Below are 11,654 nucleotides of genomic sequence, written 5' to 3' on the forward strand. Positions count from 1 at the left end.
TTTATTTCTGCAACTGAATGTCAGTAATAAATAAGGTAATACAGGATAAAGATTTATGAATAAGAAATTGATGATAGCAATGTTAGCGGCAGGTTCTGCACTCACCGTGACGAATGTATTTGCGGCGGCCGGTACCGTTAATTTTAACGGGAATATTCTGGATTCTGCCTGCGACGTTGATGTGGCATCTCAGAATCAGGTGGTGGTATTAGGCGATTATTATAAAACGGAATTTCCGACGACGGGTGCCAGAACGGCCGCGACACAGTTCAATATTATTTTGAAAAACTGTCCGGTGACGGTCACTAATGCAAAAGTCCGTTTTGACGGCACGCCGGATTTAACCAATGCCAGCCTGCTGGCGGTGGATACGTCCGTGGCAGGGGCAGCCACAGGGGTGGCGATTAACCTGATGACGGCAGATAAAGCCGATCTGCCGCTGCACGGGAGCAATGGGTATACCTACGCGCTGAGCAGCACGGCCGATAATACGCTGAACTTCTACGCTCAGTATGTTTCTACCGCGTCGTCCGTCACCGCGGGTCCGGCTAACTCAGTCGCAAACTTCTCCGTGGTTTACAACTAGGTCATTGGCAGTCATCAGCGGGGGGCCGCCCGGCCCCTTGCTTTATGAGGTATTAAAATGCGTTTTATCACCACAACTGGCCTGGCTATGGCGCTGTTAACGCTTACGTTGACATCCGCCCGCGCCGGGGTCGTTATTGGCGGCACCCGTATTATTTTCGATGGGGCTAAAAAAGAGGCGTCAATAAGTATTACTAATCCTGATAACGTTCCTTATTTAATCCAGTCGTGGATCGATGTTCAGGATGGTCAGTCCGATAAAGCGCCTTTTATTATTACCCCTCCGCTGTATCGGCTGGACGGTGGGCAAAAAAACCTTGAGCGTATTGTCATGACGGGCTCGCTGCCCCAGGGACAGGAAAGTTTATTCTGGTTAAATATTAAAGCTATTCCATCGGCCTCAAAGCAGATGAACGCGCTGCAAATCGCCGTTAAAACGCGCATCAAATTGATTTATCGGCCAGAGCCTCTTCGCGCGTCTACGCCCGAAGACCAGGCCAACAAATTAACCTGGCATCGTGCGGGGAATACCCTCCAGGTGAATAACCCTACGCCGTACGTTATCAACTTCAATGAAATTACGGTAGGGGATAAAAAACTCGACGATGTCACGTACGTAATGCCTTCAGGTTCAGCCCGGTTTCAGTTACCGAAGGGGGCCCAGGGCAATGCGCTGACGTTTAAAGTCATTAACGATTATGGCAGTCCTGGCGAATTACACCGGGCCAGTTTGTGATCCCTTAGCATTAATCAGGTGTTCGTCATGACAACGGCATTTAATACAGTGCAGCCTGCACGTCTGGCAATATTTATTGCCCTCGCGCTCGCGGGTATCTCTCCCGCGCTGTATGCCAGCGATACGTTTAATACGGAACTGATAGAGCTGGATAATCCCGGAATGGGAAAAGCGGATTTATCTGCCTTTGAATCCGGCTCGCAGGCACCCGGGACGTACCACGTTGATATTATTCTTGACGACCAGCTGCTGGAAACGCGGGATATCCGCTTCATTGCGGTGAAGGATGCCAACGGCAGCGAAACGTTGCAGCCATGCCTGAGCGTCGGGCAGTTAAAAGCGTGGGGCGTGAAAACGGCGCTTTTCCCGCAGCTCGCCGCTCAGCGTGAGTGCGCAGATCTCAAGGCGATCCCACAGGCCAGCGCAGACTTCCAGTTCGGCGCCCAGCGTCTGGCGATCAGCATTCCGCAGGCGGCTATCGATCTCCCGGCCAGAGGTTATGTTCCCCCAGATAGGTGGGATGAGGGCATTACCGCCGCCATGCTCAACTACAGCCTGAGCGGTGCGAATAGTCGGGCGAGAAGCGGGGCGGATACCCGCAGCGACAGCCAGTATGCCAACCTGCGGCCGGGTATCAATGTCGGCCCCTGGCGGTTACGCAACTACACCACCTGGTCCCGTGATGCGTCCGGCCAGGACAGGTGGGACAACGTCTACACCTGGATGCAGCGCGCCATCATTCCCCTGAAAGCCCAGCTCACGCTTGGCGACAGTTCCGCGCCTGCCGATGTGTTTGACAGCATGCCGTTTCGCGGCATCCAGCTGGCGTCCGACGACGATATGCTGCCGGATTCCCTAAAGGGCTACGCGCCGGTAGTGCGCGGTATTGCGCGAACCAATGCGCAGGTCGTGGTGCGTCAGAATGGCTATCAAATCTACCAAAGCTACGTGGCGCCGGGCGCGTTTGAGATCGCGGACATGTACCCCACGGGCGGCGCGGGGGATTTGGATGTGACGATCGTCGAAGCCGACGGCAGTGAGCAACATTTTACCCTGCCGTACGCTTCGCTGCCGGTCCTGCAACGGGAGGGCCGCCTCAAATATGCCCTTACCGCCGGGCAGTATCGTTCGTACAACCGCAGCGTGGAGAAAACGCCTTTCGGGCAACTGACCGGGATTTACGGCCTCCGCCACGGCATCACGCTCTATGGCGGCGTTCAGGGGGCAGATAAGTACCAGTCGGCGGCTGTTGGCGTGGGCAAGAACATGGGCGATCTCGGGGCTATATCCGCTGACGTCACTCAGGGCTGGTCGACGCCGGAGCATACCGCGAAAACAAGCGGTCAGTCGTGGCGAGCCCGGTACAGCAAGAATTTTATCAATACCGGGACAAACTTTTCGATTGCCGGGTATCGCTACTCCACCCGCGGCTATTACGGGATGCAGGACGTACTCGATTCGTACGGCGACGGCAGTGCGCTTCAGGACAGGCGGCGTAACCGTGCAGAGCTGACGATGAGCCAGACGCTGGGGGATAACCTTGGAGCGATCACGCTCACTGCGGCGCGAGAAGATTACTGGAATGACGGTAAGTCGATGGCGTCGTGGAGCGTCGGCTATAGCAACTACTGGCACAACATCAGCTATGGCCTGACATGGACCTACAGCAGAAATGTCCGTTCAGCGTCGGAGAGCCGCGACGGTCAAAAACAGGCTGACCACGACCAGCTGCTGGCGTTCAACGTTAGCATTCCTCTGGATAAATTTCTGCCGCAGACGTGGGCTAACTACGGCATGAACGCCAGCAGGAATAACGGGACGACGCACAGCATCGGACTGAACGGGGTTGCGCTCGAAAACCGAGCCCTGAACTGGAACGTTCAGCAGGGATATGGCACAGAGGGCGTGGGCTATACCGGCAACGTGAACGCGGACTACCGGGGCACCTATGGCGAAGTGACGGCGGGTTATGGCTATGACAAAAACAGTGAACGCCTGAATTATGGGCTGCAAGGCGGCATTCTCGCCCACGCCGATGGCATCACGCTTTCTCAGCCGCTGGGGGAGACTAACGCCTTAATCAAAGCCCCTGGCGCGCACGGCGTGGATATCCGCAATCAGCCCGGTGTACGGACAGATTTCCGCGGTTATACGGTAGTGAGCAACCTTTCGGTCTACCGGAAAAACGATCTCACCCTCGATCCGGAAAATATGCCGGACGATATTGAGCTGGAGATTAACACCCGCACGGTAACGCCGACGCGGGGAGCGGTGGTGAAAGCCGATTACCTTGCGAAATCGGGTCGTCGGGTGCTGATGACCTTAACCGACAACGATCGCGCCGTGCCGTTTGGCGCGGTGGTTACCCTCGTCGGTGATGACAGCGGCAGCTTTATTGTGGGCGATCGCGGCCAGGTTTATTTAACCGGTATGCGCGACCAGGGAACGCTAGTCGCGACGTGGGGGAGTCAGTCCAGCCAGCAATGCCGCGCTGATTTCAGCCTGCCGAAACACCCAACGTACGGCGGGCTCGCTGATATGCGCGCCACCTGCCGTCAGGAACGCTAACATGAAATGCTTTAACGCGATTTTGCTTCTTGGTTTGCTCGCGGCGGGAAATCTCGCCCGTGCCGGTACCTGCACCACCATCACGCCGCAGCTTTCAACCCTGTCCGTGGGAACCATCAACGTGCAGCGCGATGCGCCCGTCGGCACGGTGGTCTTTTCCGGCGCGGCCTCGAACACCGGTTCCTATCTTACCGGCTGTACCAATCCACTGATGCTGGGATTCAGCATGCGCTACAACAGCGCCACGCCGAGCAGCTACGGCAACCATGTTTACAACACTAACGTCAGCGGGATAGGGATACGCTTTTCTTCAAACGCCTATTTTGAAAACCCGAGCAATACGTTTTCCTACAACGCGCAGACCTCCTACGTGGACTGGTACGGCGGGAAGATCGAGCTGGTGGTGACGGGCCCGGTGTCGTCGGGGGCGTTAACGCCAGGGGTTGTCGGCGTTGTAACGCTTCAGGGGAGCGACGGTATCTACCGTGACGGTCTGACCGTGAAACTCACCTCCGGAACCATTAATGCCCTGGCGTGCACGGTCAATATGTCACAGCTGACGTTCCCGATAGGGGATATTCCCGCTTCGGCGTTCGGCTCGGTGGTTGGCACCACGCCGACGGGGGCACAGAACACGCAAAACCTGGGACTGACCTGCGCCGCCGGAACCAATATTAATGTCTCGCTCAGTGGCATACAGAATCCGGACAGCGCGAACACCAGCGTGATGGCCTTAACCGGGCAGGGAAATGCCGGCACCGCAAAAGGGGTTGGAGTACAGCTTATCTATAACGGGACACCGCTGGTGATGAACAGCCGACTTTTCCTGCGCCAGTCTGCCGGCGGACAGGAGACATTAACGTTAACAGCGCGATATTACCAAACGCTGACCCGCGTCGAGTCAGGCTCAGCGAATGCCTCCGCCACCCTTAATTTGACCTATCAGTAGCAGGTAACAAGATGAAAATAAGGTACAGAACTTTGCTGTTGCTGGTTTTACTCAGCGGGAAAGTTTTCTCCGCTGATAGCGTCAACGTCGGCGTGACGGGGAGTATCGTTGCGTCGCCGTGCGTATTCAATGGCGGGAATAACAGCCTTGATGTCAACCTGGGCAATATTCAGGCAACCAACATGGCGACGCCGGGCTCGACTTCAGATCCGGTGTCCTTCAGCCTGCTGTTTACCCAGTGCCCAACGGGAACGCAGCGTGTGACCGTCTCTTTGACCGGCAGTCCCGATCCCGTGGCGGGGGCGGACTATTTTCTCAACAGCGGGTCGGCCTCCCACGTGGCGATAGCCATGCGTGATGCCCAAACCGGTACGCTCAAAGGAACAGGTTCCAGCATGACCCAAACCATTGCCGCCGACAGAACCGCGACGATGGCTATGCAGGCTTCGGTCAAATCCGTAACGGGTGGCGCCACGCCGGGCAGCATCAGTGCAGTTGTGGTGATGACGACGCAGTACAACTGAATGACGGTGATAAGCATTTATTAACGAGGTGGAAATGAACGATGTTGAATATTCTGATTCAGGATACGGATCTGTTTTTTCAGGCTGGGCTACAGTACTTTTTTGAGGATTTTTTTAAGCATAACTTTCATCGCGCCATCACGTTTAACCCTGGCCTGACCCATGAAAACGTCAGTCAGGCCGATATCATTGTCCTTTCATTATGTCAGGGCGAAACGCTGACCTGTTTTCCTGAGTTACTGGCCCGGCAAAAAGGGATTGTGATAGGCCTCGTCGACGATGAGCTGCGCTTTGCGGCGTTGCCCTCCTGCTTTGAGGACATCATATTTCTCCCTCGCCGTGCATCGCTCGATCGTATTAGCGGCGTACTGTTTATCGCGTGGTTCAGGACGCAATCTCCGGGTTACACGTGGAATAAAAAGCGCTGTTTCGACTGCCAGCATAAGGGGTTATCCCGACAGCAGGTGCGTATTATGGTCAATTTTTACCGGGGGATGTCGGTTGGGCAGACCGCTCATGCGCTGGAGATGAGCGAAAAAACGGTTTTTACCCATAAGTATATGATGATGCAGAAATTTAATCTGCGTAGCGATTACGAGTTGATCGTCTTGCTGAGAAAATTAATTGAGAAAAAGAGCCGACCCAACCTGCTTCGGGACTACCTGGAAAACAGTTATGCACAACCAGTAACCTGAAAGGGCAGCGGATAGCGCGCCTGGCACGCTATCCGTTTATGGGGGAAGGGGGAGGCCTTAAAGATCGTCCATGGTATAACCGACAACAATCTCCAGCGTCTTGCGGATCACATCCGCCTTGACGACGTCGTCGGTGGTTTCCAGCGTCTGGATCAGCCAGAGAATGATCGCTTTGTTGGTCAGATGACCTTCGGAAGCGAGAACACAACGAACCGCAGTCGAAAAAATGGCAGACTCTTCAGCAAAGCGATCGCCCGCATGACGGAAATACTCCGACAGCGCGCTATCTAAAAAGGCAGAGTGGTATTCGGGTTGAAGCTGAATATTTTGTCTCATTTGTTCTCACCGTAGCTGTGAAGTTGTAGTCAATGTATCTTCTTGGGACTGGAAGGTTTTCCATGACCAAATAACGGCACTACATTGTCTCGATTATTCTTAAGAGATCCCTCTCTCTGTGTTCGTCCTTGTGCGGTTCTGCGACCTTTAAAAGCGACCGTGCCAGAGCTGATTTCAGCTATCACCGTCGCAAGTGTCTCCCGCCGCTGGGGATCCGTTTCACGTGCTTGCATGTTACGCAGATGCTGAACCAACCCCTCGGTCGTCACGGGAGCGCGCGCCTTCAAGAGTGAAAGCGCGGCTTCTCCAATAAGCTGGTCGATCAGGCTATCTGCATCACTGCCTTTCATAACATTAACGTTCGAAGAGCAGACCAAGAAGCAGGTGATAATGGCGTTCCTCTTCAGGGCCTTTAGCCTTTTCGAGGCGACTTAACAGTTTTGTGCAGAGCGATTTGCGATTCAGATTTCGCCCATCGCTAAGAATTTCAACAACAACCTGGCCCAGGGTTTCTTGCTGGGTTGGAAGCGCGGCTTTTTCGAAGTACTGCGCAATGGCGGTTGCTGAGTCTGCGACGTAACCTTTCTGCTGCATGTTTCGCTCCTGTAAAATTCTGTAATCAGTAACGTTACATTTAAGGTATACATAATTTTCAAATCTGTACATTTAAAATGTACAATTTTTTAAGAATTTTATAATATATTTTATAAAAATCTTATTTATCATATTGTTACGCATGTTAAATTTTATGCGGAATTTACAGAATATATTGTACAATCCGAAGCGGCGTCGCAGAGTTGTACAAGCCAGCAAATAGCATAAAGACGCCGCGTAAATCGTTGAGATGTAAATTATTTGTTGGGCAATAAATGTGCTATAACAGAGTTCTCCCCACGCGTTTTCGTGGTCACCCCTTCAATCTCCAGGATTAGCATGCTCACAACCATTATTTACCGCAGTCATATCTGCGAGGACGTTCCAGTTAAAGCGCTGGAAGACATGGTCGATGCTGCAAATTGTAGAAATCGCCAGTTAGATGTAACGGGGATTTTGCTGTTTAACGGCACACACTTTTTTCAATTACTCGAAGGGCCCGCTGAGAACGTAAATGAGATCTATCAGCTCATCTGCCGCGACTCACGGCATCACAACGTGGTTGAATTATTGAGCGATCATGGTCCTTCCCGGCGCTTTGGCAACGCCGGGATGGAGCTATTTGACCTTCGTCAGTACGACACGGACGAAGTGCTGCAACAGGTTCTCGATAAAGGCACCACCCGCTATCAGCTGACGTATAACGATCGCGCCCTGCAATTTTTCCGCACGTTCGTTGAAGCCACTGAAAAAGCGAACTATTTTGAGCTGCCTTCGGCGGATTCCTGGGAATTTGTCACCGAAAACACGCCGTTATCTTCGCAGCCGACGGTTGTGGCAAAGGGGGCTGACTGTAGTTTTGCATTTCAACCTATCGTCGATCCGTTTATGCAGCAGGTGGTCTCATGGGAAGCCCTGCTTCGCACGCCGTCCGGGGAGTCGCCGGAAGAGTATTTTGCTAACCAGCCGCGTGAGGCGCTGTACGAATCGGATTTAAAGAGCAAGCAGGTGGCTCTGTCGATGGCCAGCGCGCTGGGCCTGGGGAATCAAACATTGTCTATCAATCTGCTGCCAATGACGCTGGTCAATGTACCCGGTGCCGTCGATTTTTTACTTATGGTAATAGAGGCGAACGGTTTTGTGCCGGAACAAATTGTGGTCGAGTTTACCGAGAGTGAGGCGATCTCGCGCTTTGAAGAGTTCACCAGCGCGGTCAGACAGCTTAAAAGCGCCGGTATTAGCGTGACCATCGATCACTTTGGTGCGGGGTTCGCCGGCCTGCAACTGCTGGCCCAGTTCCAGCCGGACAGAATTAAGATTAATCGTGATTTGATTGCCAACGTGCACAAGAGCGGCCCGCGTCAGGCTATCGTTCAGGCGATCATTAAATGCTGCGCGTCCCTGGAAATTATGTTCTGCGCAGTCGGCGTAGAGCTGGCTGAAGAGTGGATGTGGCTGGAATCTGCCGGCATTTCTCAGTTCCAGGGACATCTGTTCGCCAGCCCGCAACTGGGGGGCATTCCGGCAATTGCCTGGCCAGAGAAAAAATACGATTTTTAGAAATCCTGTACGTAACTCTTAAGAGTTACCTGTACGTTTGGCTAAATTTATACAACAATACATTAACGAGTGGGTGGTTCTTTGGGCCATTCACTTGCCTCCGAAGCCGGAGTTAGTTATACAAATATATTGTACAATCTGATAAGGTTGGTTTGGTTAGGTATGGAAGTGTTGTGCGTGAGGGAGTTAATGGCCTATTACAGTATCGGCGAAGTGGCCGAACGATGCGGTATCAACCCCGTTACGCTGCGTGCCTGGCAGCGCCGTTATGGATTGTTGAAGCCGCAGCGCAGCGAAGGGGGTCATCGTCAGTTTGACGATGAAGATATCCTGCGTATCGAAGAGATCAAACGCCTGATGAAAACGGGTGTTTCGGTCGGCAAAGTAAAAGCGCTTCTTGAAAATACAGAAGTGATGACTCAGGGGAACTGGGCATCGTTTCAGGAAGAGATGTTAACCGTTCTGCGCTACGCCAATCCGGCAAAGCTGCGCGCCAAAATCGGTGAGTTCCGTCGCGATCATGCGATGGATGTTCTGATTGATAACATCATCACCCCTGTACGACAGCGAATGAACCAGGACCAGAATACGGTGCGCCATATGGCGAGCCTGCTTGATGGCGTCCTGATTGAGTTTGCCGTTACAAGCCTGGTGGAATCGCGCAAAAAAGCCGGTAAAGACGCGCTGCTGATAGGGTGGGAGTGCGACGACCGTACGCATTTGTGGCTGGAAGCGGCCCGTCTGGCCTACAAGGGCTGGCATATTGACGTGCTGGCCGAGCCGATTGATTCTCCGCGTCCGGAACTCTTCCCGGGGCAAAAAATTTTCGTCTGGACCGGTAAAGATCCAACGCCTCGCCAGCAGCAACAGCTCGACCACTGGCGTGAACAGGGCTTTGCCGTCGCGTTCCATCACTGAAGTTAAGGGGTCCGTCAGGGCCTTTTTGTTTGCTCCAGTACACTTTCTTATCGAACGATAGCTATCTCAAAAATAGGTATTACCAATACAATTTTTCTTTTTGCCCTTCACCTTACCGCCTTTTCTCTGAAATGCATTATTTATCAATGCATTGAACAACTATCACCATCCCATCCGCATCCCGTCACAGGGTCTATGCTTAAAGAAAGTAGCCAAAAAGGGCGGTTTAGCCCAAAGCCCCTGCTGTCAGGGGGTTGAAGTGATAATCGTTATCACTAACATGGTGTTATGCCCTGGTGGCTTATCAGATGAGGTGGACCTATGGAATTGCATTCAGAAACCTTCAATCCGGCCGATTTTGCCTGGCGTGGCTTAACGCTTAGGCCTGCGGCGGCGGCGCACATTCATGAGCTGGTGGCTAAAAACCCCGACATCCTCGGCGTACGTTTAGGCGTTAAGCAGACGGGCTGCGCGGGGTTTGGCTACGTGCTGGACACCGTCACCGAACCTGCAAAGGATGACCTGGTCTTTGAAACTGACGGCGCTAAGCTCTACGTCGCGCTACAGGCTATGCCGTTTATCGATGGAACTGAAGTCGACTACGTTCGTGAAGGTTTAAACCAGTTATTCAAATTTCATAACCCGAAAGCCCAGAACGAATGTGGCTGCGGCGAAAGCTTTGGGGTATAGGCGGTACTATGTCTCGTAATACTGAAGCAACGAGTGATGTAAACACCTGGAGCGGCGGAAACCTCAACTACAAAGAGGGGTTCTTCACGCAGCTGCAAACCGATGAGCTGGCGAAAGGCATCAGTGAAGATGTCGTGCGCGCTATTTCAGCCAAACGTAACGAGCCTGAATGGATGCTGGCGTTTCGCCTGAGCGCGTTTCGTGCGTGGCAGGAGATGGAAGAGCCCCACTGGCTGAAAGCGCACTACGATAAGCTGAACTATCAGGATTACAGCTACTACTCCGCGCCGTCCTGCGGCAGCTGTGATGACACCTGTGCCTCGCAGCCCGGCGCGGTACAGCAAACCGGTGCAGAGAACAGCTTCCTGAGCAAAGAGGTGGAAGAGGCGTTCAATCAGCTCGGCGTGCCCGTGCGCGAGGGTAAAGAGGTGGCGGTAGACGCCATTTTTGACTCCGTCTCGGTGGCGACCACCTACCGTGAAAAGCTGGCGGAGCAGGGGATTATTTTCTGCTCCTTTGGTGAAGCCATTCACGATCACCCTGAGCTGGTGAAAAAATACATCGGCACCGTGGTGCCCAGTAACGATAACTTCTTTGCCGCACTGAATGCGGCGGTGGCGTCAGACGGCACCTTTATCTACGTGCCGAAAGGCGTACGCTGCCCGATGGAGCTCTCGACCTATTTCCGCATCAACGCAGAAAAAACCGGGCAGTTTGAACGCACCATTCTGGTGGCGGACGAGGGCAGCTACGTCAGCTATATCGAAGGCTGTTCCGCGCCGGTGCGCGACAGCTACCAGCTGCACGCGGCGGTGGTTGAGGTGATCATCCATAAAGACGCGGAAGTGAAATACTCTACGGTGCAGAACTGGTTCCCGGGCGACGGCAATACTGGCGGTATTCTGAACTTCGTCACCAAGCGCGCGCTGTGCGAAGGCGAAAACAGCAAAATGTCCTGGACGCAGTCAGAAACCGGCTCCGCCATTACCTGGAAATACCCGAGTTGCATCCTGCGCGGGGATAACTCCATCGGGGAATTTTACTCCGTGGCGCTGACCAGCGGTCATCAGCAGGCCGATACCGGCACCAAGATGATCCACATCGGTAAAAACACCAAATCGACCATCATCTCGAAAGGGATCTCCGCCGGACACAGCCAGAACAGCTATCGCGGGCTGGTGAAAATCATGCCGACGGCCACCAACGCGCGTAACTTCACCCAGTGCGATTCCATGCTGATTGGCGCCGACTGCGGGGCACATACCTTCCCGTACGTCGAGTGCCGCAATAACAGCGCCCAGCTGGAGCACGAGGCGACCACGTCACGCATCGGTGAAGATCAGCTTTTCTACTGCCTGCAACGCGGGATCAGTGAAGAAGATGCGATTTCAATGATTGTTAACGGCTTCTGTAAGGACGTGTTCTCCGAACTGCCGCTGGAATTTGCCGTTGAAGCCCAGAAACTCCTCGCCATTAGTCTTGAACACAGCGTCGGTTAA

At 53.5% G+C, this 11,654-nt stretch carries 13 protein-coding genes; 10 read left to right on the forward strand and 3 right to left on the reverse strand.

Annotated elements, in window-relative coordinates:
• Nucleotides 1-55: 55 nt before the first annotated feature.
• The 6 genes from DBR02_RS19755 to DBR02_RS19780 are packed head-to-tail and all read left to right on the forward strand — an operon-like array spanning nucleotide 56 to nucleotide 6,057.
• Nucleotides 56-586 carry a fimbrial protein gene (locus tag DBR02_RS19755; RefSeq protein ID WP_107535188.1) on the forward strand — a complete coding sequence of 177 codons (531 nt, stop codon included), beginning with the start codon at nucleotides 56-58 and terminating at the stop codon, nucleotides 584-586.
• 57 nt (nucleotides 587-643) lie between these two features.
• Nucleotides 644-1,321: a fimbrial biogenesis chaperone gene (locus DBR02_RS19760; RefSeq protein WP_107535189.1), complete on the forward strand. Its 678-nt coding sequence runs from the start codon at nucleotides 644-646 to the stop codon at nucleotides 1,319-1,321.
• A gap of 27 nt (nucleotides 1,322-1,348) precedes the next feature.
• The gene (locus DBR02_RS19765) at nucleotides 1,349-3,889 is read left to right on the forward strand and encodes a fimbria/pilus outer membrane usher protein (RefSeq protein ID WP_107535190.1); all 2,541 of its coding nucleotides are present in this window, start codon (nucleotides 1,349-1,351) and stop codon (nucleotides 3,887-3,889) included.
• A 1-nt stretch (nucleotide 3,890) separates the two neighbouring features.
• Nucleotides 3,891-4,838: a fimbrial protein gene (locus DBR02_RS19770; protein ID WP_107535191.1), complete on the forward strand. Its 948-nt coding sequence runs from the start codon at nucleotides 3,891-3,893 to the stop codon at nucleotides 4,836-4,838.
• An 11-nt stretch (nucleotides 4,839-4,849) separates the two neighbouring features.
• Nucleotides 4,850-5,362 (forward strand): fimbrial protein, encoded by a 513-nt coding sequence (locus tag DBR02_RS19775; protein WP_107535192.1) that lies wholly within the window; start codon nucleotides 4,850-4,852, stop codon nucleotides 5,360-5,362.
• A 41-nt stretch (nucleotides 5,363-5,403) separates the two neighbouring features.
• Nucleotides 5,404-6,057 carry a helix-turn-helix transcriptional regulator gene (locus DBR02_RS19780; protein ID WP_107535193.1) on the forward strand — a complete coding sequence of 218 codons (654 nt, stop codon included), beginning with the start codon at nucleotides 5,404-5,406 and terminating at the stop codon, nucleotides 6,055-6,057.
• Between the two features lie 57 nt (nucleotides 6,058-6,114).
• Here the strand turns inward: DBR02_RS19780 and DBR02_RS19785 are convergent, their stop codons facing one another.
• From DBR02_RS19785 to ycgZ, 3 genes are read right to left on the reverse strand one after another with little or no spacing between them, the layout of a single operon-like run.
• Nucleotides 6,115-6,393, reverse strand: coding sequence for a biofilm/acid-resistance regulator YmgB/AriR (locus DBR02_RS19785; protein ID WP_022647868.1), 279 nt, complete (start codon nucleotides 6,391-6,393; stop codon nucleotides 6,115-6,117).
• Nucleotides 6,394-6,422: 29 nt separating this feature from the next.
• Nucleotides 6,423-6,743, reverse strand: coding sequence for a hypothetical protein (locus DBR02_RS19790; protein ID WP_107535194.1), 321 nt, complete (start codon nucleotides 6,741-6,743; stop codon nucleotides 6,423-6,425).
• 4 nt (nucleotides 6,744-6,747) lie between these two features.
• A complete protein-coding gene (gene ycgZ / locus DBR02_RS19795; protein ID WP_063448954.1) occupies nucleotides 6,748-6,987 on the reverse strand; it encodes a regulatory protein YcgZ in 240 nt (79 codons plus the stop codon).
• A gap of 339 nt (nucleotides 6,988-7,326) precedes the next feature.
• Between ycgZ and DBR02_RS19800 the strand changes: the two genes are divergently transcribed.
• From DBR02_RS19800 to sufB, 4 genes are all read left to right on the forward strand, one after another.
• Nucleotides 7,327-8,547: a diguanylate phosphodiesterase gene (locus DBR02_RS19800; protein ID WP_107535195.1), complete on the forward strand. Its 1,221-nt coding sequence runs from the start codon at nucleotides 7,327-7,329 to the stop codon at nucleotides 8,545-8,547.
• Between the two features lie 189 nt (nucleotides 8,548-8,736).
• Nucleotides 8,737-9,465 carry a MerR family transcriptional regulator gene (locus DBR02_RS19805; protein WP_107535196.1) on the forward strand — a complete coding sequence of 243 codons (729 nt, stop codon included), beginning with the start codon at nucleotides 8,737-8,739 and terminating at the stop codon, nucleotides 9,463-9,465.
• Nucleotides 9,466-9,786: 321 nt separating this feature from the next.
• The gene (sufA, locus tag DBR02_RS19815; protein WP_107535197.1) at nucleotides 9,787-10,155 is read left to right on the forward strand and encodes a Fe-S cluster assembly scaffold SufA; all 369 of its coding nucleotides are present in this window, start codon (nucleotides 9,787-9,789) and stop codon (nucleotides 10,153-10,155) included.
• Nucleotides 10,156-10,163: 8 nt separating this feature from the next.
• Nucleotides 10,164-11,654, forward strand: coding sequence for a Fe-S cluster assembly protein SufB (gene sufB / locus DBR02_RS19820; protein WP_063448951.1), 1,491 nt, complete (start codon nucleotides 10,164-10,166; stop codon nucleotides 11,652-11,654).

It is taken from the genome of Enterobacter cloacae complex sp. (genome assembly GCF_900322725.1).
Taxonomy (GTDB): domain Bacteria; phylum Pseudomonadota; class Gammaproteobacteria; order Enterobacterales; family Enterobacteriaceae; genus Enterobacter; species Enterobacter quasihormaechei.

Excerpts from the sequence above, each read along its gene's own strand:
- DBR02_RS19755 (WP_107535188.1), top strand. The coding sequence starts at position 56 with ATGAATAAGAAATTGATGATAGCAATGTTAGCGGCAGGTTCTGCACTC.
- DBR02_RS19760 (WP_107535189.1), top strand. The coding sequence starts at position 644 with ATGCGTTTTATCACCACAACTGGCCTGGCTATGGCGCTGTTAACGCTT.
- DBR02_RS19765 (WP_107535190.1), top strand. The coding sequence starts at position 1,349 with ATGACAACGGCATTTAATACAGTGCAGCCTGCACGTCTGGCAATATTT.
- DBR02_RS19770 (WP_107535191.1), top strand. The coding sequence starts at position 3,891 with ATGAAATGCTTTAACGCGATTTTGCTTCTTGGTTTGCTCGCGGCGGGA.
- DBR02_RS19775 (WP_107535192.1), top strand. The coding sequence starts at position 4,850 with ATGAAAATAAGGTACAGAACTTTGCTGTTGCTGGTTTTACTCAGCGGG.
- DBR02_RS19780 (WP_107535193.1), top strand. The coding sequence starts at position 5,404 with ATGTTGAATATTCTGATTCAGGATACGGATCTGTTTTTTCAGGCTGGG.
- DBR02_RS19785 (WP_022647868.1), bottom strand. The coding sequence starts at position 6,393 with ATGAGACAAAATATTCAGCTTCAACCCGAATACCACTCTGCCTTTTTA.
- DBR02_RS19790 (WP_107535194.1), bottom strand. The coding sequence starts at position 6,743 with ATGAAAGGCAGTGATGCAGATAGCCTGATCGACCAGCTTATTGGAGAA.
- ycgZ (WP_063448954.1), bottom strand. The coding sequence starts at position 6,987 with ATGCAGCAGAAAGGTTACGTCGCAGACTCAGCAACCGCCATTGCGCAG.
- DBR02_RS19800 (WP_107535195.1), top strand. The coding sequence starts at position 7,327 with ATGCTCACAACCATTATTTACCGCAGTCATATCTGCGAGGACGTTCCA.
- DBR02_RS19805 (WP_107535196.1), top strand. The coding sequence starts at position 8,737 with ATGGCCTATTACAGTATCGGCGAAGTGGCCGAACGATGCGGTATCAAC.
- sufA (WP_107535197.1), top strand. The coding sequence starts at position 9,787 with ATGGAATTGCATTCAGAAACCTTCAATCCGGCCGATTTTGCCTGGCGT.
- sufB (WP_063448951.1), top strand. The coding sequence starts at position 10,164 with ATGTCTCGTAATACTGAAGCAACGAGTGATGTAAACACCTGGAGCGGC.